Source organism: Micromonospora sp. AB353 (assembly GCF_049538395.1).
Taxonomy (GTDB): domain Bacteria; phylum Actinomycetota; class Actinomycetes; order Mycobacteriales; family Micromonosporaceae; genus Micromonospora; species Micromonospora aurantiaca.
In genome coordinates, this window is the sequence record NZ_JBMVFV010000089.1 from 1 (window position 1) to 21,914 (window position 21,914).

Genomic DNA, 21,914 nt, shown 5'->3' on the forward strand with positions numbered 1-21,914 from the left:
GGCGGCAGAAGGCCCGGCAGGGCTGAGCCCGTCGTCGCAGCGCGACCAGCTCAGGGAGTTCGAGACGCGGGTGCGGGACGCGGCGTCGTGACGGCGGCGGCCGGTACGTCGTCCACCTCGGCGCGCCCGGCCAGGCGGGCGAGCGCGGAGGCGGCCAGCGGCCGGTAGATCCGTACCGAGTCGGCGAGCGCGGAGAAGTGCGAACCCGAGTTGTCGCCGTGGTAGCGGGTGGCGATCTCCACCTGCTCGACCGGCAGCCCGGCGCGGACCAGCCGCAGCAGCACCGTCATCTCGTACTCGAAGCGGTCACCCGGGATCGTGGTGAGCCAGCCGAGCAGCGCGGCCGGGTAGGCGCGCAGCCCGGTCTGGGTGTCGCGCACGTCCCGGCCGGTCGCCAGCCGGAAGGCCACCCGGGTCGCCGCGTTGCCGAACCGGCTGCGCGCCGGAACCTCACCGTCGAACGCGCGGACGCCGAGCGTCGGCGCCGCGGTGGCGCGCATCCGGTCCGCCACGGCGCACACGTCGGGCACACCGTGCTGGCCGTCGGCGTCCACACAGACCACGTCGCGTCCCGGGTGGTGCGTCGAGGCGTACCGGAAGCCGGTGCGCAGCACCACGCCCTTGCCCCGGTTGACCCGGCGGCGCAGCACGGTCGCGCCCCGCGCGCGGGCCGCGTCGAGCACGTCGGCGGCGGACGGGCCGCTGCCGTCGTCGACGACGAGCACGTCCGCCCCGGGCAGGGCGTCCCGCAGGTCGCCGACCAGCGGCGGCAGCCGGTCACCCGGTCGGTACACCGGTACGAGCACGATCACGGAACCTCCCGGGTGGACTCGCCCGCCGGCACGGCCCGCCGGGTCGATCGAGGACGCTCGTACCCCGGGCGCGCGGCGGTGAATCACCGCCGGGGCGTGAGGCGTCCGATCCGCTCGGCCGCGCGGGTCAGCGCGCGCTCACGGCGCAGCGACGCCTCCGGGGTACGCACACCGAGGAGGCCGATCCGGCTGAACGCCCGGGCGGCCCGCTCCCGCCGGACCGGCACCGGGTCGGGCGCGGTCACCGGCACGTCGGCCAGCGCCGGGCCGGACAGGCCGAGCACCCGCGCGGCGAGCAGCCGGACGCGGGGCAGGTGCCACGGGTGGGAGACCAGCCCGAGCGGGCGCCGCGCGGTGAACTCCGCCGCGCCCAGCAGCCCGTCCTGGACGGTGTGCGCCAGGTTCTGCAGCGTGGTGCGGGAGCGGATCTCGGCCGCCGACCGCGCGTACGCGTCGAGCCCGGCCTCGCGCGCCAGCGCCCGCATCAGCTCCGCCTCCCGGTAGCCGGCGGGCGGGCCGGGCGCACCGGCCGGGCCGTGCGGCCAGCCGCCGGTGAACACCACCCGGGCGTCCGGCGCGCGGCGGAACGCCTCGGCGTGCGCGCGGACGTAGGCCACCGCGGCCTCGGTGCGCGCCACGCTCTCCGCGGTGAGCCGGTAGCCGTCGTCGCCGGCCACCACCCCACGGCCGAAGACCAGCAGCACGGTGGCGGGAGACGTCATCCCTTCACGGTACGGCGCGGGTCACTCGTCGTCCGGCGGCCAGGGTGGCGTGCCGACGCCGGTGATGCGGACGCCGCCCCACGGGTCCACCTCGGCCAGCCGGGCCCGGGCGACCCGTTCGCCGATCCGGACCTCCACGTCGCGGCGGCCGGAGCGCAGCAGCCGGACCAGGCGCGGCTCCGGCTCGACCCGCCCGGCCCAGTGGTAGCGGCCGTCAACCGGCTCGAACCGCCCGCCGCCGTGCAGCCGGACCGTGGTGCCGGCGATCCGGGCCGTGCCCTCCCAGGTCACCTGTCGATCCGTTCGTGCGCGCGGGTCAGCTCCGGTGGCAGGTCCGCGCCCCGGCGGACCCCCTCGATGCCGCTCCACAGCAGCGTGGTCAGGTATTCGGTGAGCGCGGCCCGGTGGATCGGCTGCCCGTGCGTGGTCCACCAGTCGCCGACCGCCTGCACGAATCCGACCAGCCCGTACGCCCACGGCTCGGCCGGGCCGGCGTCGAGTCCGAGCGCGCGCAGCCGGTCGCCGATGACCCGGGCCAGCCCGGTCGCGACCTGCCGGCTGGTGCCTGTCACCACCTGCTGGATGCCGGGATGCCCGGACTCGTGCACGAGGAACCGGTACAGCGACGGCTCGTACTCGATCACGCTCAGGTACGCGTCGATGGTCGCCTCGACCAGCGCGCGTTCCTCGCGTACCTGCTCCACGGCGGGGGCGATGGCGGCGACCACGCGCGCCGCGACCACTTCACTGACCGCCAGCCAGAGCTGCGCCTTGTCGGCGAAGTAGCGGTAGAGCACCGGTTTGCTGACCCCGGCGGTGGCGGCGACCTGGTCCATGTCGACGCTCGGGCCGTGCTGCAGCAGCGCCTGCACTGCGGCCGCGATCAGTTCCTGCCGCCGCTGTTCACGGTGGTCGGCCCAGCGGTCGCGCCGCCCGCCGGAGCGGGGTGAGGCCGGCTCCCGGGGGGCGTCGGGGCCATTGACATCGGTGGTGGTCCGTCGCATGCTACCACTCGTAACAGTTACTCGAAGTTACGTCAATATGGAGGGGTCATGGCCGGATTCCCGCGCGAGGCGGTCGCCGACCGCCTGCTCTCCGCCTCGGTGCGCACCAGCTACGACCCCATGGTGGACATCGACTGGTCGGCGCCGCCGGTGCCCGGCGCGTACTGGATGCCGCCGTCGCGCAGCAGCCTCTACGGCACGTCCCTGTGGGACGGACTGACCGAGGACCAGCGGGTCGAGCTGACCAAGCACGAGGTCGCCAGCGCCGCGGCCGCCGGGATCTGGTTCGAGACGATCCTCATGCAGATGCTGATCCGGCAGTACTACGACGCCGATCCGACCAGCCGGCACGCCCAGTACGCGCTCACCGAGGTCGCCGACGAGTGCCGGCACTCCATCATGTTCGGCCGGCTCATCGAGGCCACCGGCGCGCCGGTCTACCGCGCCGAGCCGTTCGACCAGCTGCTCGGGCGCTGGCTCAAGTCCACAGCGACCGGCCCGCAGATGTACGCGGCCATCCTCATCGCCGAGGAGATCCTCGACTCGTTCCAGCGCGAGATCATGGCCGACGAGTCGTTGCAGCCGCTGATCCGGATGGTGTCGCGCATCCACGTGGTGGAGGAGGCCCGGCACGTCCGCTTCGCCCGCGACGAGCTGACCCGCCAGGTCGAGGCCGCCGGGCCGGTGGCGCTCGCGTACGCGCGGCTGGTGATCGGCCGGGCCGCGTACTCGATCACACGACGCCTGGTGCACCCGCGGGCGTACGCGGCGGTCGGGATCGACCCGGCAGCCGGCCGGGCCGCGGCCCGTACGAACCCGCACTGGCGGGCCACGCTGCGCTGGTCCGCGCAGCGGATCGCCGACCACCTGACCGCCCTGGGGCTGGTCGCCGGGCCGGGCCTGGTGCTGTGGCGCCGGGCCGGGCTGGTGGAGGGCTGACCGGCGGCGACCCGAAGGGGAAAGGACCGCCGCCGGCCGCCCGGTCAGGAGGTGGGGAAGTTGTCGGCGGTACGGATCCGGTCGCGCATGTACGCGCCGGACTCGGTGAGCACCGACGTCCCGCTGAACGAGCCGGACGCGCAGGTGCCCGGCCGCAGCGCCGCCGAGCCCTCGGGGGCGTCGGAGAACGTCCAGTTCGCGTAGCTGATCTTCAGCCGGTCGAGCAGGTCGAGCCAGGCGTTGCTGCTCGCGGTGTCGACGGCGCCGTCGCCGGTGTAGGTGACGGTGCCGAACTCGGTGACGAACAGCGGGAGCCGGCTCGCCGCCCGCTGCACCTCGTTGCGGTAGTTGTCCCTGTGCGACGCGGCGTAGAAGTGGAACGTGTACATGATGTTCTGCGCCCGCACCGGGTTGTTGACGATCTCGTCGGAGTTGGCGCCGTCGGAGACGCCGAGCGAGGACCAGCCGCGGGTGCCGACGATGATCACCGCGTCCGGGTCGTTGGCCCGGATCACCGGGATGACCTGCTCGGCGTAGGTGCGGATGGTCGACCAGCTCACCCCGTTGGGCTCGTTGGTGATCTCGTAGATCACGTTCTTCTTCGCCGCGTTGCGCGCCGACACGGTGGCGAAGAAGGTCTTGGCCCGGTCCAGGTTGTACATCGGGTCGCCGGGGGTCAGCGTGTGGAAGTCGATCAGGGCGTACATGCCCCGGGCCTCGGCCTTGTCCACGAGCGTGTTCACCTGGGCGGTGAAGCCGGCCGGGTTGGTCTCGTAGCCCTGCTCCTGCACGTACATCGAGACGCGCAGCAGGTCGGACCGCCACTCGTTCGCCAGCACGTCGAGCGAGGCGTCGGTGTAGCAGTTGGCGAACCACTGCAATCCGTGCGTACTCATGCCGCGTAGCTGGATCGGCCGCCCGTACTGGTTGCAGAGGTTGACGCCGCACACCTGGAGCTGGCCGTTGATCGCCACCGGCGTGGTGCCGGTCGGCGGCGGCGGGGTGGTGGGGGGCGGGGTGGTCGGCGGGGGAGTGGTCGGCGGCGGAGTGGTCGCGGGCGGCGGGGTGCTCGTGCCGCCGGTGCAGACCGTGCCGTTGAGCGTGAACGACGTCGGGTTCGGGTTCGACCCGGTCCACGAGCCGTTGAAGCCGATCGTGGTGCTCGCGCCGGTGCCGAGCGTGCCGTTGTAGTCCAGGCTGCGCGCGGTGACCGCCGAGCCGCTCTGCTGCCAGGTGGCCGACCAGCCCTGCACCACGCGCTGGCCGCCGTCGGGGAAGGTGAAGCCCAGCGTCCAGTTGCTCACCGGATCGCCGAGGTTGCGTACCGCCACGCTCGCGGTGAAGCCGCCGGGCCAGGAGCTGGTCGTGTAGGTGACGGCGCAGCCGGTCGCCGCCATCGCGTTCGGCGAGGGCAGGACGGCCACCGCCGCGAGGGCGAGCGCGCCGACCGCGCCGCCGGCGAGCAGGTGCCGCCGGGACGGGCGGGGAATCGAGAACATGCGGGAAGGTCCCATCGCTGGATGATGATCGGACGGTGCCCGTCGTGAACCTGCCCGGAAAGCCCGACGCGGCGGCCTGGGGGAGCGCTCCCAGGGCCGAGCGTAGAGGTGGATGCCGATGCGTGCAACCGCCGCGGCTCAGCGGCCCCCGCGCCGCCCGCCGTAGAGCCGCAACGCGTTGCAGACGTCGAACACACCCGGCACGTCCCAGGCCAGCTCGGCGGCGACCAGGCGGGTCTCCGGGTCGGCCACCAGGCCGGCGAGGATCACCACCCGGTTCTGCACCGTGACGGTGATCTGCTGCCGGCGGGTGGTCCAGTCGGCGCTGAGCCGCTGCGCGACGAGCGACGCGAGCCGGGTGTCCGCGTCGTCGGGCTCCGGTCCGCCACCGGTGTACGGGAAATCGGGGTACGGCCAGGGCATCACCACGGGGAGGGCTCCTTCTGTTCGGTCAGGACCGGTCGCCGGGTTGCGGGGCCCGGCGCCGGGGCGCGGCCGTCGACGACGGTGAAGACGCCGTCGAGCCGCATGGTGTGCAGCACGGTGAGCACGAACCGCGACGGCGACTGCAGACACAGTTGCCGGCCGTCGCGCCGGGCATCCTGGTGCGCGCGCACCAGCAGGCTGAGCCCGGCGGAGTCGATCACCTCCAAGCCGGACAGGTCGACCAGCTCCATGTCGTCGCGGAGGGAGCGCTCGGCGAGGGCGCGGCGGACCGCGGTGGCCGGGTCGACGTCGTGCGCTGCCGGGGTGCCGGCGACCTGTTCCAGATCGTCCATGCCCAGGCCGTCGTCGGCGATGACCGCCCGGGTGCTGCACCGGGGGCAGTGGTGGGGTCCGGACGCGAACGGGGAGCCGACCCAGTCGTGCTCGAACACGAGCGTCCACACCACTTCGGCGTCGGGCAGCGTGGCGCCAGTGCCGGTGACGCTGTCGCCGCAGCCGTCGCAGATGAGCATCATCAGGTGGTCCGCGGGTACGACAGTCACACCTCCTCCTTCCGCCGGCCGCCCGCACCGGGCGGCGTCTGGCCCTCCGGCGCCGGCCGGCCCGCGGCGACCACCGCGAGCACGACCGCCACGGCGGCGAAGCCGGTCTGCACCATCAGCGGCAGCACCGGCGATCCGTCGGTGCGGTGGTCCACCAGGCCGACCACGATCGCGCCGAGCAGCGCGGACGCCACGCCGAGCGCGAGTGTCAGCCACACCGGGACGGCCTTGCGCCCCGGCAGGACGAGCCGTCCCAGCCCGCCGACGGCCAGACCCACCACGAGCGCTCCGACGAGCGTGCTGCCGGTCACCACTCCTCCTCAGCGAGATGCGGACGCGACCCGGGCCCGGCCGCGCGCGGCCGGACGGGGCGTGTCGACGACGGGTACGGCACCGAGCCCGGAGTTCTCCAGGATGCGCCGGATCCGTGGATGTGGATTGCTCAGCGTGAGCAGGCCGCCGTGCCGCGCCAGCCGGCGGTGCACGTCCAGCAGCAGCGCGACGGCGGCGGGGTCCACATGCCGGCACCCGGTGAGGTCGACGGTCAGCTCGCGGGGCCGTAGCGCGAGGATGCGGTCGAGCACGTGGGCGACCTCGGACAACCCGGCGAGGTCCAGCTCGTCGGTGATGTCCACGCGCACGTGCGGCACGGCGGACTCCGGCGGGGACGGCAGGCTGGCAGGCATCGGGTCGCTTCCGTGACGGGATCGGGTCAGACCCCACTCTGCGCAGGGATCTTGGAGGTCACCGGACGGTTGTATGACGGTTCGATGACAAAAACCACGAACGGCCCACGCGATTGGGCGACCAGTGCCGGGCCGGTCATGATGCCCATATGACGGCCGTACTGGTGATCGAGGACGACGACCGCATCCGGCTCGCGCTGCAGCTCGCCCTGGAGGAGGAGGGCTACGAGGCCGACGGCGCGCCGACCGCCGAGGACGGGTTGCGCCGGCAGCGGGAGAAGCCGGCGGACTACGTGCTCGTCGACCTCATGCTGCCCGGCATGAACGGGTTCGACTGCATCCGTCAGCTGCGCCGCGACGACGACGTACCGGTCGTGGTGATCAGCGCCCGCGACGACACCCACGACATCGTCGCCGCGCTGGAGGCCGGCGCCGACGACTACGTGGTGAAGCCGGTCGCGATCAAGGAGCTGTCCGCCCGGCTGCGGGCGCTGCGCCGGCGCGTCCGCACGGTGGCCGGGCCGGTGCCCGCCCAGTTCTTCGGCGACCTGGAGATCAGCGCGGAGGCCGGCGAGGTGCGGCGCTCGGGCCGGCCGGTGGCGGTCACCCGGACCGAGTTCCGGCTGCTCTGCGAGCTGGCCGAGCACGCCGGCCGGGTCCTGTCGCGCCAGCAGCTGCTCAGCCGGGTCTGGGGCTACGAGACCGGCGACGAGCGGCTGGTCGACGTGCACGTGGGCCGGCTGCGCCAGAAGATCGAAACCGACCCGGCCAACCCGCGCCACCTGGTCACCCTGCGCGGCCTCGGCTACAAGCTCCAGCGATGACCCGGCCCGGCCTGCGCGCCCGGGTCACCGCGGCGTTCGCCGTCGGCGCGTTGCTGCTGTCGGCGCTGATGGCCCTCTTCTCGTACGACCTGACCCGGCGCTCGCTGCTCGACGAGCGGGAGCGCACCGCGGTCCGGGCCGCCTACTACGACGCCGCGGTGGTCCGCTCCGGCCTGGACACCGGCACCCCGGACGTGGTGGCCGTGCTGCGCTCGCTCGACACCGGCAGCGCCCGCCGTCCGCTGCTGCACCTGCCCGACGGCTGGTACGCCCGGACCGCCGACGTGGGCGCCCGCTCGGTGCCGGTGGAGTTGCAGCGGATGGTGGCCGACGGTAAGCCCGCGGTGCAGCGGATCCGGCTCGACGGGCAGCCCGCGCTGCTGGTCGGCGTCCCGCTGCCCGGCGCGCTCGGCTACTACGAGCTGACCTCGCTGCGGGAGGTCGAGGAGACGTTCCAGGTGGTGGGCCTGGCGCTGATCGCCGTGGCGATCATGGTGGCCGGCGCGGGCGCGGCGCTCGGCTGGTACGCCACCCGGCACAGCCTGCGGCCGCTCACCGCGGTCGCCGACGCGGCGGAACGGATCGCCGCGGGCGACTTCGCCACCCGGCTCGACTCGACCACCGATCCCGACCTCACGCGCCTGTCCAGCTCGTTCAACGAGATGGTCGACAAGCTGGTGCGCCGCATCGAGCGGGACCGGCGCTTCGCCGCCGACGTGAGCCACGAACTGCGCTCGCCGTTGCAGACCCTGGCCGCCGCCGCGAGCGTGCTCAACCGCCGCCGGGAGCACCAGGACGAACGCACCGCGACGGCGGCGGGCCTGGTCGCCGACGAGGTGACCCGGTTCCAGCGCCTGGTCGACGACCTCATCCAACTGGCCCGCACCGAGCAGCCGGCGCACCGCGAGACGGTCGACGTGGTGGAGCTGGCCCGGACGGTCTGCCGGGAGCGGTCGCTGCCGGAGAGCCTGGTGACAGTCGACGGCGACGCCCCGCGTCTGTGGTGGGTCGACCGGCGCCGGTTCGCCCAGACGCTGCTGAACCTGCTGGAGAACGCCGAGCGGTACGGCGGCGGGCCGGTCGCGGTACGCCTCGCCGGGCGCGACGGCGTGGGCGTGCTGGAGGTCGACGACGCCGGTCCGGGCGTGCCACCCGGCGACCGCGAGATCATCTTCGACCGGTTCGTCAGGGGGCGGGCGGCGCACGACCGGGCCGGCACCGACGGCACCGGCCTCGGGCTCGCGCTGGTGGCGCAGCACGCCGCCGCGCACGGCGGTACGGCCGCGGTGCTGGACCGCGAGCCCGGCGCCCGGTTCCGGGTCGAGCTGCCCGGAGCGCTGCGATGAGCCGGCGGCGGCTCCTGCCCGCCCTGCTCGCGGTCGTGCTGCTGGCCGGCTGCGGGGTGCCGGTGGACGACGAGCCCCGCCCGGTGCAGACGCCGCCGGTCGCGTTCCCGACCCCCACGGTGTCCTCGACCGCCGACGGGGACGGGCGGGTGGACGAGCCGTTCTGCTTCGTCCGCGACGACGGGCTGGTCGTGGTCACGCGCCGGGTGGACGGGCTGCCCGGCGTGGACGCGCACCTGCAGCACCTGCTGGCCGGGCCGGACGGCGGCGAGCGCAGTCAGGGGCTGGCCACGGCGCTGCCGGGCACGGTGGCGGTGGCCGGTGCGACGCTGGCCGGCACGCTGGCGACCGTGGACGTGCGCCAGGCGGGGGAGGAGACCGGCCGCAACGACGAGGTGCTGGCCTTCGGGCAGATCGTGTGCAGCCTCACCCAACGGCCGGACGTGTACAGCGTGGCGTTCCGCCGCGACGGTCAGCCGCTGGAGGTGCCACGCGCGGACGGGAGCCTCTCCGCGCTGCCGCTCACCGCCGCCGACTACCGGCCGCTGCTACCTCGCTGACGGCCCCACTCGCTGCTTTGTCCGTTATGAGGTGAAATCTCCATCGTCCGTTCGGTTGATTTGGCGGTGACCTTTGGTCTAGTGTGGCTGGCACGACCGGTGTGGGAGGCCACCCGTTCTCCGAGGACAGGAAGGGCAGCATGACCACGATGACCATGGGATCGACCGCCACCGAGGTGCACCGCGCGCCGCAGACGGGTGAGGAGACCCGCGCCAGCGAGCTGATCGCGGCGCTCGCCGCACTGCCGGCCGACCACCCGCAGCGGGCCGGCCTGCGCAACCAGGTCATCGAGGCGTGGCTGCCGCTGGCGAACCACCTGGCCGCCCGCTACAGCGGTCGCGGTGAGCCGGCCGGCGACCTGGCCCAGACCGCCGCGCTCGGCCTGATCAAGGCGGTCGACCGGTTCGACGCCTCGCGCGGCGTCGACTTCGCCGGCTTCGCCATCCCGACGATCCTCGGCGAGATCAAGCGGCACTTCCGCGACCGCACCTGGAACATCCGGGTTCCGCGCCGCCTCCAGGAGCTGCGGCTGCGCATCTCCGAGGCCAACAGCACGCTGACCCAGACGCTCAACCGGGCCCCGACCGTCGCCGACATCGCCGCCCACCTCGACGTCACCGAGGAAGAGGTGCTGGAGGGCCTGGAGGGCGCCCGCGCGTACAACGCGGTCTCGCTGTCCACCCCGATCGGCGACGGCGACAGCGCCACCGAGCTGGGCGACACGCTCGGCACCGAGGACAACGAGTACGAGCTGGCCGAGCTGCGCGCCTCGCTCGGCCCGGCGCTCGCCACGCTCGACGAGCGTGAGCAGAAGATCCTCACGCTGCGCTTCTACGGCAACCTGACCCAGAGCGAGATCGCCGCCCGGGTCGGTGTCTCCCAGATGCACGTGTCCCGGCTGCTCGCCCGCGCCCTGACCAAGCTGCGCGGCCAGCTCACCGAGGCCTGATCCACCCGCACCGCGACCCCCGCCGGCCCGTCCGGCGGGGGTCGCGTCGTGTGTCACCAGCGCGAGGGCGGGGGCGGCGGCACCACCAGCGGCCGGTCGTCGCAGGTGATGGTGTTCGGCAGCAGCCACGGCGCCAGCCAGCCGCCGTCGTTGCCGCCGAGGTCGGTCAGGCCGAACTCCGACCCGGCCGGGGTGAAGTGGAACGACCCGCAGTTGTTCACGCCGACCGCGCCCACGTTGCGGGCGTCGACGTTCGCGAAGCTCGCCCCGCCCGCCGTACGCGCGCTGACCACCGACGTGCCGGTGCCGTCGACCCGGATGTCGCGGAAGCGGACGTTGTCGATGCGGACGCTGTCCTTCACCGGCCAGTCGCTGACCAGCATGATCGCGTTGTAGGTGCTGTCCAGGTACGCGTCACCGGTCACCTGGATGTCCGCGGCGTCGATGCTGCGGTCCAGCGCGTAGAACCAGATCGCGCCGAGGCCGATGTTCCAGTTCAGGTCGTACGTGCCGGCCCGCACCGTGGTGTTGCCGGTGATCCGCAGCCGGCCGGTGAACGGCTCCGCCCCGAACCGGGAGCCCACCTGGATCGCGCTGCCCTCGCGTACCGGGTCGGCGATCAGGTTGTGCGCGACGGTCAGGTCGGCGCCGCCGTACAGCGCGATGCCGTTGGCGAGCACCGGCGACTGCACCGTGTTGTACGCGAACGTGTTCGACGCGTTCGCCGTACCCTCCGACCACATCGCGAGGGCGTCGTCGCCGCTGTTGCGGACCACCGAGTTCGTCACCGACGAGTGCGTGACGCCGGTGTGGAGGTTCAGCCCGTCGGCGATCTGGTCGGCGATCACCGTGTTCGTGACCCGCAGGCCGGTCATCGGCCCGTCGAACCACATGCCGACCTTCGTGTGGTGCAGGTAGAGGCCGTCGATCGTGCTGTGGTTCAGCGCCCCGCCGACGGCGTTGACCTGGTCGGTGTCGATCCGCTCCCGTACGTCGCCCTCGATCGCGAAACCGGACAGGTGCACGTCGCTGCTACCGCCGTCGGCGGCGTCGCGGCCGTAGAAGCCGACGCCCGTGTGGCGGGAGCCGTCGGGCGCCGGGGTGTCCAGGGCGACCTCGCGTCCCCGCACGATCGTGTACCAGCTCCCGGCCCCGGCGATCGTCACGTCGTCGACGACGATGTGCCGGTTGACCTGGTAGGTACCAGGCGGCAGGTAGAGCGGGCGGTCCACCCGGCGGGCGTATGCGATCGCCCGGTCGAAGGCGTCGGCGGACTCCCGCCGGCCGGTCGGGTCGGCGCCGAAGGACAGCGCGTTCACCGCGCGGGGGACCACGCGGGGCGGCGCGACCAGGTGCGCGTCCACCAGGTCGATGACCGTCCACGCGGCGGCCGTGCCGCGCGGCGCGGTCAGCCGCACCACCTCGCCGGCCCGATGGGTACGCCCGAGCAGCAACCGCTGCTCGTCGTAGAAGTGGTGCGGCCGGAACGGCTTGCTGATCACCGGCGTCGGCGTGGTGGCCGCCGGGACGCAGGAGCACTCGGTGATCCACCAGTCCGGGTGCAGCAGGTCGGCGCCGGGGTCGTTGGTGAACGGGTACTGGTTGTAGAGCCAGGCGTACTGCGAGGTCAGCGTCATGGTGCGGGCGGGGGCGTGCCCGACGGACACCCGCAGCGGCGCGGTGATCCCGCCGCCGCCCGGCGCGTCCGGGATGCTGTAGCGCACGGTCAGCGCGTTCGTGGGCCGGGGGAGCGTGAGTTCGACGTACTGGCCGGGCAGCAGGCGTACGGCCCGGCGGCCGGACGCCTCGCCGGCGAGTGTGTACGCCGACCGGTCCGGCCCGATCACGGTGCCGGTGGTCCGGCCGTGCTCCGCCTCCTGTTCGACGTAGTCCACTGTCGCACCGCGACCGGCGACGAGCGCGGGGTCGATCCCGGCGCGGGTCACCACGGGAGCGGGCCCGCGCGGCGGGCTCGCCGTGGCGGTGCCGGGCGGTACGAGCAGGGCGGCGGCGAGCACCGCCGCGAGGATCCTCGGCACGCTCCGCGACATCGGAGCACCCACTTTCTCGGGGGACGGGTGGCCTCGGCGGCGCAGGCCATCGACAAGGCTCCTCATGTTATTCCGGCGCTCTGTTAGCTTTCAAGCATCAATCTGCTCGCATCTTTCGAGCCATCTGCCGTCGTGCGCGGCAAGACCTGACCGCTCGGGCTGTTCATTTCTTGCAAGAATCCGACGTACGATTGCCGCCGTGACGAAGCGCCTGACCGAGGTGGCCCGCAAGGCGGGCGTCAGCGAGGCGACAGTGAGCCGGGTGCTCAACGGCCGTGGCGGCGTGTCCGAGGCGACCCGGACCGCCGTGCTGACCGCCCTCGACGTGCTCGGCTACGAGCGCCCGACGAAACTGCGCGGTGAGCGCGCCCGCCTGGTCGGCCTGGTGCTGCCGGAGTTGCAGAACCCGATCTTCCCGGCCCTGGCCGAGGTGGTCACCGGCTCCCTCGCGCAGCGCGGCTTCACCCCGGCGCTGTGCGCCCGCACGATCGGTGGCGTGCCGGAGTCCGGATACGTGGAGATGCTGCTCGACCACCAGGTCAGCGGCGTCATCTTCGCCGGCGGCTCGTACGCCCTCGCCGACGCCTCGCACGAGCACTACCGGCGCCTCACCGACCGCGGCCTGCCGGTGGTGCTGGTGAACGCCGGCGTCGAGGAGCTGGGCTTCCCGCGGGTGTCCACAGACGACGCGGTCGCCGTCGAGCAGGCGTACGGGCACCTGCGCTCCCTCGGCCACGAGCGGATCGGCATGGTGCTCGGCCCGGCCGACCACGTGCCGTCGCGCCGCAAGCTCGACGCGATGGTCCGGGCCGCCGGCTGGGGCGAGGACCGGTCCCTGGTGGAGCGGTCCAGCTTCTCCATGGAAGGGGCGCGGGTCGCGGCCACGAAGCTGATCGAGCGCGGCGCCACCGGGATCGTCTGCGCCAGCGACGTGCTGGCGCTGGGCACCATCCGGGCCGCCCGCCGGCTGGGCTGCGCCGTGCCGGCCGACGTCTCGGTGGTCGGCTTCGACGACTCGGCGTTCATGACCTGCACCGACCCGCCGCTGACCACGGTGCGGCAGCCGATCGAGACGATGGGCCAGGCCGCCGTCGACCTGCTGGTGACCCAGATCGAGGGCGCCGGCGTGCTGCACGACGAGCTGCTGTTCGAGCCCGAGCTGGTGGTACGCGGCTCCACCGCCCCCGCCCCCCGCCGCTGACCCCGGCGGCTTCCGCCCGCCCGCCCGCCCGCCTCGCCCACCCCACCGCGTCCCGTCGCGCCTCGCCGCGTCCCGACTCGGGTCGCGCCTCGCCGCGTCCCGACTCGCGCAGCAGTCGAGTTCTTGCATTCCTGCGTCCGCATCTTGCTGGGTTCGGTTCGCGTCGCTACAGTGACTCCACTCACACCTGACCCGGGGCGCGGTTTCCGGAGGCAGGGCGCGCGCGGCTGCCGTTCCACCACCAGAGGGCAGCCGCGCGGTCACCGCACATCAGTGAAGGTCATGGATACACCCGTTCCCGAAGGGATGGACAGATGTCCGTACCGCAGTATCGGAAGGTCGCGGCCGTGGCGCTCGCGGCCGGCCTCGGGCTCAGCCTTGCGGCGTGCTCCACCAAGAGCGACGACAGCAGCGACGCCGGCGGCAAGGTCACCATCACCGTCGACTGCCAGCCGGTCGGCGCGCAGAAGGAGCTGCTGAAGAACTGGAACGACGACGTCGCCGAGTTCCAGCGGCAGAACCCGGACATCGTCGTCAAGAGCGTCAGCGTCGGCGAGCAGTGCAACAACCCGCCGGACTTCACCGCCCGCCTCGCCGGCGGCACCGTCACCGACGTCTTCTACGGCTACATGACCGACCTGCAGCAGGTGCTGGACTCCGGCCAGGCGATGGACATCGGCCAGTACGCCACCAAGGACACCATCCCCACCTGGGACAGCGTCGACCTGGCGCTCAAGGAGGTCTTCACCGACGGCGGCAAGCTCTACGCCGTACCGGTGAAGAACTACTCGATGGGCCTGATCTACAACAAGGCGCTGTTCCAGCGGGCCGGGCTCGACGTGAACAACCCGCCGAAGACCTGGCCCGAGGTGCGCGCGGCGGCCAAGAAGATCTCCGCGCTCGGCGACGGCATCGCCGGGTACGCCGAGTACAGCGCCGGCAACACCGGCGGCTGGCACTTCACCTCGCTGCTCTACTCCCAGGGCGGCCAGGTGCTCAGCGCCGACGGCAAGAAGGCCGACTTCAACAACGCGATGGGCAAGCAGGTCCTGCAGAACCTCAAGGACATGCGGTACGGGGACAACAGCATGGGCGCCCGGCAGCTGCTCCAGTGGGGTGACCTGCTCACCAACGCCGGAGCCGGCAAGGTCGGCATGTTCATCGGCGCGCCGGACGCGACCCAGGCGATCGTCAGCCAGTTCCAGGGCAAGTACCAGGACTGGGCGATGGGCCCGCTGCCCGGCCAGGACGGGCCGGCCAAGGCCACCCTGGGCGGCGGCGAGGGCTACTTCTTCAAGAAGGGCCTGAGCCCGGAGCAGGTCAAGGCCGGCCTGAAGTGGCTCGCCTACCAGAAGCTCACCCCCGGTAAGGGCCAGTTCGACTACGTGCGCGCCAAGCCGCAGAACTACCCGGTCGGCCTGCCCCAGCCGCTGCTGTTCACGAACGGCAGCGACGCGCAGAAGCAGGAGTTGGACCTCCGCAAGGCCAACGCCAACGTGGACACCACCAACTTCACCGCCTTCGAGGCGAACCCGGTGCCGATCAAGGGGGAGCCGCGCAACGCCCAGGCCATCTACGCGGTGCTCGACGCCGCGATGTCGGGCGTGCTGACCAACCCGAACGCGAACATCGACGCCCTGCTCAAGACCGCCGAGGACAAGGTCAACCAGCTCCTCGCCGCCGGTAGCTGATCCGACCGGGGTGGGGGCCGGCCGCACCGGCCCTCACCCACTACCGCAGGAGTTGCCTTGGCGCTCACCACCGCCCCGGGTGCCACCCGCCGGCCCGGCCGTTCCGCACCGCCGCCGCGGCAGACCGCCGCGCGCCGCGCCGGGCTCGGCCGGAAGGTACGGGACAACCTGACCGGGCACATGTTCCTCATCGGCGCGGTCGCCTGCTTCGCCGTCTTCTCCTGGTACCCGATGGTCCGTGGCGTGGTGATGAGCTTCCAGCGCACCCGCCGGGGCGAGACCACCTGGGTGGGCTGGGACAACTACAGCCGGATCATCGCCGATCCGAGCTTCTGGACCGCCTGGAAGAACACGTTCGTCTTCACCGGCCTGGCGCTCGTGCTCGGCTACCTGGTGCCGTTCGTCGTGGCGATCCTGCTCAACGAGCTGCGCCACGCCAAGGGCTACCTGCGGGTGCTCGTCTACCTGCCGGTGATGCTGCCGCCGGCCTCAGCGCTGTTCCTGTTCAAGTTCTACGCGTACGACCCGAGCGAGGCGGGGCTGTTCAACGCGATCCTCACCGCGCTGGGACTGCCCACGTCGGAGTGGATGCAGTCGCCGGCGATGACGATGCCGGCCATGGTGATCGCGTCCACCTGGATGAACATGGGCGGCGCCGTGCTGATCTACCTGGCCGCGCTGCAGAACATCCCCGGCGAGCTGTACGAGGCCGCCGAGATCGACGGCGCCGGGGTGTGGCGGCGCATCCGGCACGTGACGGTCCCGCAGACCCGGCTGATCCTGGCGCTGCTGGCGATGCTCCAGATCGTCGCCACCATGCAGTTGTTCATCGAGCCGCTGATCCTCGCCAACGGCGCCGGTACGCAGGACTCGGCGACCTCCGTGGCGTACCTGATCTACCAGCACGGGTTCTTCCAGAACGACCTCAACGGCGCCGCCGCGCTCGGCGTGATCATGCTGGTGGTGCTGGCCGGGTTCTCCGCCGTCTACCTGCGACTGACCGCGAGACAGGACTAGGACATGGCCGCCGACAGCACCACCCGTACCCTCATCTCCCACGCCCAGCTGCGGCGCGGTCGCGGCCGCGTCCTCTACTGGGTCGTGCTCTGCGTGGTCGTCGCCGGGTTCACGCTGGTGTTCCTCGGCCCGCTCTACTGGATGGTCACCGGGGCGCTGAAGTCCGGCCAGGAGATCGCTCAGACCCCGCCGACGCTGTTCCCGCGCGACCCGCAGCCGGGCAACTACGTCGACGCCTGGACCAACCTGGATCTGGCGAAGCTGCTGTTCAACACGTTCTACTACGCGGCCGGGGCGGTGCTGTTCCAGCTCGTGTTCGACACCGCCGCCGCGTACGCGCTGTCGAAGCTGCGCCCGGTGCTGGGCAGGCTGATCCTCGGCATGATGCTGGCGACGCTGATGATCCCGGCGATGGTGCTCATCGTCCCGCAGTACGTGACGGTGATCGACCTGCCGATCGTGCACGTCAACCTGCTCGACTCGCCGTTCGCGATCTGGCTGCCGCTGGTGGCGAACGCGTTCAACATCTTCCTGCTGAAACGGTTCTTCGACTCGATCCCGGAGGACCTGATGGCCGCCGCCGTGATGGACGGCGCCTCCCCGCTGCGCACGCTCTGGTCGATCGTCCTGCCGATGTCCCGTCCGATCCTCGGCGTGGTGGCGATCTTCGCGGTGACGGCGGTCTGGAAGGACTTCCTCTGGCCGAAGCTGGTCATGCCGTCGCCGGAGACGCGGACCGTCAGCGTCGGCATCTACGCCTTCGCCGGCGGCACCCCGATGAACGTGGTCATCGCCGCGTCGGTGATCGCCGCCATCCCCACCGTCGTGCTGTTCCTGATCTTCCAGCGCAACATCATGTCCGGCCTGACCACCGGCGGCCTCAAGGGCTGACCCCGCGCCACCGCCCGCACCCGGGCGCGAGCCCGCCGCAGCAGAACCGACCCGCAGAAAGCAGGTGCCCGTGTCCATGGCCGACAACAGCCCGTGGTGGCGCTCCGCGGTGATCTACCAGGTCTATCCGCGCAGCTTCGCCGACGGCGACGGCGACGGGATCGGCGACGTCGCCGGCATCCGGTCCCGCCTGGATCACCTCGCCGCGCTCGGCGTCGACGCCATCTGGTTCAGCCCCTGGTACCCGTCGCCGATGGCCGACGCCGGCTACGACGTGTCCGACTACCGCGACATCGACCCGGTCTTCGGCACCCTCGCCGAGGTGGAGACGCTGATCGCGGAGGCGCACGCGCTCGGCATCCGCAGCATCGTCGACGTGGTACCGAACCACTGTTCCGACGCGCACCCCTGGTTCCAGGCCGCGCTCGCCGGCGGACCAGCCGCGCCCGAGCGGGACCTGTTCTGGTTCCGCGCCGGCCGGGGACCGGGCGGTGACCTGCCACCCACCGACTGGACCGGCGAGTTCGGCGGCCCCACCTGGACCCGCACCACCGACCCGGACGGCACCCCCGGCGACTGGTACCTGCACCTGTTCGCCCCGCAGCAACCCGACTTCAACTGGGACCACCCCCGGGTCCGCGCCGAGTTCGAGGACATCCTGCGCTTCTGGTTCGACAGGGGCGTGGACGGCATCCGCATCGACTCGGCCGGGCTGCTGGTCAAGGACGGCACGCTGCCCGAGGTCGGCCCGGACCGGCCGCACCCGTTCCGCGACCAGGACGGCGTGCACGACGTGTACCGCGCGTGGCGGCGCATCGCCGACTCGTACCCGGGCGGGCGCGCGCTGGTCGGCGAGGTGTGGCTGCCCGACCGGCAACGGTTCGCGAACTACCTGCGCCCGGACGAGCTGCACACCGCGTTCAACTTCGACTTCCTCGGCTGCGCCTGGGACGCCACCGCACTGCGGGAGAGCATCGACGGCACGCTCGCCGCGCACGCCCCGGTCGGCGCGCCGGCCACCTGGGTGCTGTCCAACCACGACGTCACCCGCCACGTCACCCGGTACGGCCGCGCCGACACCCGGTTCAGCTTCGCCGCCAAGCGCGAGGGCATCCCCACCGACCTGGAACTCGGCACCCGCCGGGCCCGCGCCGCCGCGCTGCTGTCCCTCGCGCTGCCCGGCGCCGCCTACGTCTACCAGGGCGAGGAGCTGGGCCTCTGGGAGGTCGAGGACATCCCGTACGAGCTGCGGCAGGACCCGATGTGGGAGCGGTCCGGGCGGGTCGACCCCGGCCGCGACGGCTGCCGGGTGCCGCTGCCCTGGCAGGGTGACACCCCGCCGTTCGGGTTCAGCCCCGACGGCGCGACCGCCGCGCCGTGGCTGCCGCAACCGGCCGACTGGAAGGACCGTACGGTTCGCGCCCAGACCGGCGATCCGCACTCGATGCTGGAGCTGTACCGGTCCGCGCTGACGCTGCGCCGTGCCGAACCGGCGCTCGGCGACGGCACGCTCACCTGGCTGCCCGCACCGGACGGGGTGCTCGCGTTCGCCCGCGAACCCGGCCTCACCTGCCTGGTCAACCTCGGCGACGCAGCGGTGGGTCTGCCCGCGTACGACCGGTTGCTGCTCGCCAGCGGTCCACTCGACGACGACCGGCTGCCACCGGACACCGCGGTCTGGCTGCGTACCCGATCGGCCTGACCGCGGCGCCGGCGGCCCCGTCCCGCCGCCGGCGCCGCCGAAACACCGGGCGGCCGAGATCCGCCGCCCGGAACACCCGGCGGGCCGTCCCGGCCGCCACCACGCGACACACCTGGGGAGGAGGAAGGAGAGGCAACGCCGCACGGGGGATCTGGCCACCGACGAAAGGGAGCACACCCCGCATGGCCGAGCACCGCACCGCGCACCGCCACCGCAGCACCGGCGTGGCCGCCCTCGCCGCCGCCGCGCTCGCCGCCTCGACACTCGTCGTCGTGGCGCTCACCACGACCGCGACCCCGGCGCGCGCCGCCGGACTGTCCCCGTTCGACATCACCGGACGCGGCGCCACGGTGCCGTTCCGCGAGCAGGAGGCCGAGCAGGCCGCCCACACCGGCACGAAGATCGGTCCCGACCGGCGCTACGGCACGCTGCCGTCCGAGGCGTCCGGCCGGGAGGCGGTCACCCTCGACGCCGTCGGCGAGTACGTCGAGTTCACGCTCACCGCCCCGGCCAACGCGGTCACGTTCCGGTACAGCCTGCCGGACAGCGCCGCCGGCACCGGCCGCGACGCCAGCATCGACCTGCGCGCCAACGGCGCCCTGGTCAAGGCCGTCCCGGTCACCTCCCGGTACGGCTGGTACTACGGCGGCTACCCGTTCAACAACAACCCGGGCGACACCAACCCGCACCACTTCTACGACGAGACCCGGACCATGTTCGGCACCACGTACCCGGCCGGTACGAAGATCCGCCTCCAGGTCTCCTCGACCGCCCAGTCGCCCACGTTCACCATCGACCTGGCCGACTTCGAGCTGGTCGGCGCGCCGATCACCAAGCCGTCCGGCGTGCTGGACGTGGTGACCGACTTCGGCGCCGACCCCACCGGCGCCACCGACTCGACGGCGAAGTTCCAGGCCGCCGTGGACGCCGGCAGGGCGCAGGGCCGGGCGGTGTGGATCCCGGCCGGCACGTTCACGCTCTGGGACCACGTGGTGGTCGACGGCGTGACGCTGCGCGGCGCCGGCCCCTGGTACTCGGTGCTCGGCGGCCGGCACCCGACCGACCGCAAGCGGGCCGCCGGCATCTACGGCAAGTACGTGCCGGGTGGTGGCTACTCCGGCGAGATCCGGCCGCACGAGGCCGGCGGGCCCAGCCGCAACGTGACGCTGCGGGACTTCGCCATCATCGGCGACATCCGGGAACGCGTCGACGAGGACCAGGTGAACGCCATCGGCGGCGCGATGAGCAACTCGGTGGTGGACAACCTGTGGTTGCAGCACACCAAGGTCGGCGCCTGGATGGACGGGCCGATGGACAACTTCACCATCCGCAACAGCCGGATCCTCGACCAGACGGCCGACGGGGTGAACTTCCACTGGGGCGTCACCAACTCCACTGTGACGAACACGTTCGTCCGCAACACCGGTGACGACGCGCTGGCCATGTGGGCGCAGAGCGTGCCGAACGTCGGCAACTCCTTCACCCACAACACCATCGGCGTGACGATCCTGGCCAACCACCTGGTCACGTACGGCGGGCGGGACATCACCATCGCCGACAACGTCACCGCCGACTCGGTCACCAACGGCGGCGGCATCCACGTGGCGAACCGCTATCCGGGCGTCACCGGACCGACCGCCGTGGCCGGCACCATCACCGTGGCCCGCAACACGCTGATCCGTAACGGCAACTCCGACTACAACTGGCAGTTCGGCGTGGGCGCGATCTGGTTCTCCGCGCTCAACGAGCCGATCCAGGGTGCCGCGATCAACGTCACCGACACCGACATCCTGGACAGCTCGTACGCGGCACTGCACTGGATCGAGGGGCAGACCAGCGGTATCTCGTTCGACAACGTGCGCATCGACGGCGCGGGCACGTACGCGCTCCAGGTGCAGGCGCCCAGCCAGGCCCGGTTCACGAACGTGCGCGCCACCGGCATCGCCCAGGCCAACCCGATCCACAACTGCGTCGGCAGCGGCTTCCAGATCACCCAGGGCACCGGCAACTCCGGCTGGTACACGCCCACCCCGTACTGCGGGCCGTGGCCGCAGCCGCAGTGGGGCAACGGCCCGTCCAGCCCGCCGCCCACCAGCCCGGTGCCGACCACGGCAGCGCCGACGACGGCCCCGCCGACCACCGCGCCGCCGACCACGCCGCCGCCGGCCGGCGGGAACCTGGCCCTGGGCCGGCCGGCCACAGCCACCAGCACCACCCAGACGTACGCCGCCGGCAACGCCGTCGACGGCAACCCGGCCAGCTACTGGGAGAGCGCCAACAACGCGTTCCCGCAGTCGCTCACCGTCGACCTCGGCGCGTCGCGCACCGTCGACCGGGTGGTGCTCAAGCTCCCGGCCGGCTGGGAGCGGCGTACCCAGACGCTGGCCGTGCTCGGCTCCACCGACGGCTCCTCGTTCTCGACGCTGAAGGCGGCGGCGGGCTACACGTTCGACCCGGCCGCCGGCAACACCGTGTCGATCGCGCTGCCGTCCGGCGGCCGGCGGTTCGTCCGGGTCACCGTCACCGGCAACACCGGCTGGCCGGCGGGCCAGCTCGCCGAACTGGAGGTGTACGGCGGTGGCACCACCACCCCGCCGCCCACCACCACCCCGCCGACCACCACCGCGCCCCCGACCGGCAATCTCGCCGCCGGGCGGCCGGTCGCGGAGACCAGCCACGCCGACGTGTACGGCGCCGCCAACACCGTCGACGGCAACGCGAACACCTACTGGGAGAGCGCCGGCAACGCCTTCCCCCAGTCGGTGACTGTCGACCTGGGCAGCGCCCGCCCGGTCGCCCGGGTGGTGCTGAAGCTGCCCCCGTCGGCGGCCTGGCAGACCCGCACCCAGACCGTCACCGTGCTCGGCTCCACCGACGGCTCGTCGTTCTCGACCCTCAAGGCGGCGACCGGCTACACGTTCGACCCGGCGGGCGGCAACAGCGTGTCGATCGCGCTGCCCGCCGGTGACCGCCGCTTCGTGCGGCTGACAGTCACCGGCAACACCGGCTGGCCGGCCGGCCAGCTGTCCG

General features: G+C 72.7%; 21 protein-coding genes. 11 read left to right on the plus strand and 10 right to left on the minus strand.

The features are described 5' to 3' along the window. Window positions 1-50: 50 nt before the first annotated feature. From ACPCK6_RS25645 to ACPCK6_RS25660, 4 genes are all read right to left on the minus strand, one after another. Window positions 51-806 (minus strand): glycosyltransferase family 2 protein, encoded by a 756-nt coding sequence (locus ACPCK6_RS25645; protein ID WP_423482455.1) that lies wholly within the window; start codon window positions 804-806, stop codon window positions 51-53. Between the two features lie 89 nt (window positions 807-895). Beyond that, window positions 896-1,534 carry a YdcF family protein gene (locus tag ACPCK6_RS25650; RefSeq protein ID WP_423482456.1) on the minus strand — a complete coding sequence of 213 codons (639 nt, stop codon included), beginning with the start codon at window positions 1,532-1,534 and terminating at the stop codon, window positions 896-898. A gap of 21 nt (window positions 1,535-1,555) precedes the next feature. Beyond that, window positions 1,556-1,825 carry a DUF4873 domain-containing protein gene (locus ACPCK6_RS25655; RefSeq protein WP_396883280.1) on the minus strand — a complete coding sequence of 90 codons (270 nt, stop codon included), beginning with the start codon at window positions 1,823-1,825 and terminating at the stop codon, window positions 1,556-1,558. Beyond that, complete coding sequence (locus ACPCK6_RS25660; RefSeq protein ID WP_396883282.1) at window positions 1,822-2,538, minus strand: TetR family transcriptional regulator; 717 nt, start codon at window positions 2,536-2,538, stop codon at window positions 1,822-1,824. The genes ACPCK6_RS25655 and ACPCK6_RS25660 overlap by 4 nt, the downstream gene beginning before the upstream one ends. Window positions 2,539-2,586: 48 nt before the next feature. Here ACPCK6_RS25660 and ACPCK6_RS25665 point away from each other — a divergent pair, with 48 nt between their 5' ends. Next, window positions 2,587-3,477 carry an AurF N-oxygenase family protein gene (locus ACPCK6_RS25665; RefSeq protein ID WP_423482457.1) on the plus strand — a complete coding sequence of 297 codons (891 nt, stop codon included), beginning with the start codon at window positions 2,587-2,589 and terminating at the stop codon, window positions 3,475-3,477. 44 nt (window positions 3,478-3,521) lie between these two features. Here the strand turns inward: ACPCK6_RS25665 and ACPCK6_RS25670 are convergent, their stop codons facing one another. The 5 genes from ACPCK6_RS25670 to ACPCK6_RS25690 form a co-directional block, all read right to left on the minus strand. Next, entirely contained in the window at window positions 3,522-4,976 is a 1,455-nt protein-coding gene (locus ACPCK6_RS25670) for a cellulase family glycosylhydrolase (protein WP_396883312.1), read from the minus strand. Window positions 4,977-5,114: 138 nt separating this feature from the next. Continuing rightward, entirely contained in the window at window positions 5,115-5,405 is a 291-nt protein-coding gene (locus ACPCK6_RS25675; protein WP_396883285.1) for a BON domain-containing protein, read from the minus strand. After that, window positions 5,399-5,965: an STAS domain-containing protein gene (locus ACPCK6_RS25680; protein ID WP_396883286.1), complete on the minus strand. Its 567-nt coding sequence runs from the start codon at window positions 5,963-5,965 to the stop codon at window positions 5,399-5,401. The genes ACPCK6_RS25675 and ACPCK6_RS25680 overlap by 7 nt, the downstream gene beginning before the upstream one ends. Continuing rightward, the gene (locus ACPCK6_RS25685; RefSeq protein ID WP_396883287.1) at window positions 5,962-6,276 is read right to left on the minus strand and encodes a GlsB/YeaQ/YmgE family stress response membrane protein; all 315 of its coding nucleotides are present in this window, start codon (window positions 6,274-6,276) and stop codon (window positions 5,962-5,964) included. The genes ACPCK6_RS25680 and ACPCK6_RS25685 overlap by 4 nt, the downstream gene beginning before the upstream one ends. Before the next feature lie 9 nt (window positions 6,277-6,285). After that, the gene (locus ACPCK6_RS25690) at window positions 6,286-6,651 is read right to left on the minus strand and encodes an STAS domain-containing protein (RefSeq protein ID WP_396883289.1); all 366 of its coding nucleotides are present in this window, start codon (window positions 6,649-6,651) and stop codon (window positions 6,286-6,288) included. Between the two features lie 149 nt (window positions 6,652-6,800). On the opposite strand from ACPCK6_RS25690, the gene ACPCK6_RS25695 reads away from it, so the two are divergent. From ACPCK6_RS25695 to ACPCK6_RS25710, 4 genes are all read left to right on the plus strand, one after another. Then, on the plus strand, window positions 6,801-7,475 hold the full coding sequence (locus ACPCK6_RS25695; RefSeq protein ID WP_262016272.1) for a response regulator transcription factor: 675 nt from the start codon (window positions 6,801-6,803) through the stop codon (window positions 7,473-7,475). Continuing rightward, window positions 7,472-8,821: a sensor histidine kinase gene (locus ACPCK6_RS25700; protein WP_396883290.1), complete on the plus strand. Its 1,350-nt coding sequence runs from the start codon at window positions 7,472-7,474 to the stop codon at window positions 8,819-8,821. Before ACPCK6_RS25695 ends, ACPCK6_RS25700 begins: the two co-directional genes overlap by 4 nt. Beyond that, window positions 8,818-9,381, plus strand: coding sequence for a GerMN domain-containing protein (locus ACPCK6_RS25705; RefSeq protein ID WP_423482458.1), 564 nt, complete (start codon window positions 8,818-8,820; stop codon window positions 9,379-9,381). The genes ACPCK6_RS25700 and ACPCK6_RS25705 overlap by 4 nt, the downstream gene beginning before the upstream one ends. 140 nt (window positions 9,382-9,521) lie before the next feature. Beyond that, window positions 9,522-10,331 carry a SigB/SigF/SigG family RNA polymerase sigma factor gene (locus tag ACPCK6_RS25710; RefSeq protein ID WP_318333994.1) on the plus strand — a complete coding sequence of 270 codons (810 nt, stop codon included), beginning with the start codon at window positions 9,522-9,524 and terminating at the stop codon, window positions 10,329-10,331. Window positions 10,332-10,384: 53 nt separating this feature from the next. Here the strand turns inward: ACPCK6_RS25710 and ACPCK6_RS25715 are convergent, their stop codons facing one another. After that, on the minus strand, window positions 10,385-12,382 hold the full coding sequence (locus tag ACPCK6_RS25715) for a glycosyl hydrolase family 28-related protein (protein WP_423482459.1): 1,998 nt from the start codon (window positions 12,380-12,382) through the stop codon (window positions 10,385-10,387). Between the two features lie 199 nt (window positions 12,383-12,581). On the opposite strand from ACPCK6_RS25715, the gene ACPCK6_RS25720 reads away from it, so the two are divergent. The 6 genes from ACPCK6_RS25720 to ACPCK6_RS25745 form a co-directional block, all read left to right on the plus strand. Beyond that, on the plus strand, window positions 12,582-13,583 hold the full coding sequence (locus tag ACPCK6_RS25720; RefSeq protein WP_013286147.1) for a LacI family DNA-binding transcriptional regulator: 1,002 nt from the start codon (window positions 12,582-12,584) through the stop codon (window positions 13,581-13,583). A 314-nt stretch (window positions 13,584-13,897) separates the two neighbouring features. Next, window positions 13,898-15,274, plus strand: a complete 1,377-nt coding sequence (locus ACPCK6_RS25725; protein WP_423482460.1) for an ABC transporter substrate-binding protein — start codon at window positions 13,898-13,900, stop codon at window positions 15,272-15,274. A 57-nt stretch (window positions 15,275-15,331) separates the two neighbouring features. Next, the gene (locus ACPCK6_RS25730; protein ID WP_423482461.1) at window positions 15,332-16,291 is read left to right on the plus strand and encodes a carbohydrate ABC transporter permease; all 960 of its coding nucleotides are present in this window, start codon (window positions 15,332-15,334) and stop codon (window positions 16,289-16,291) included. Window positions 16,292-16,294: 3 nt separating this feature from the next. Next, complete coding sequence (locus ACPCK6_RS25735; protein WP_396883299.1) at window positions 16,295-17,182, plus strand: carbohydrate ABC transporter permease; 888 nt, start codon at window positions 16,295-16,297, stop codon at window positions 17,180-17,182. Window positions 17,183-17,258: 76 nt separating this feature from the next. After that, window positions 17,259-18,884 (plus strand): glycoside hydrolase family 13 protein, encoded by a 1,626-nt coding sequence (locus ACPCK6_RS25740; protein ID WP_423482463.1) that lies wholly within the window; start codon window positions 17,259-17,261, stop codon window positions 18,882-18,884. Between the two features lie 182 nt (window positions 18,885-19,066). Then, window positions 19,067-21,914, plus strand: a 2,848-nt coding sequence (locus ACPCK6_RS25745) for a galactose-binding domain-containing protein (RefSeq protein ID WP_423482462.1), incomplete at its 3' end; no start/stop codon positions are given.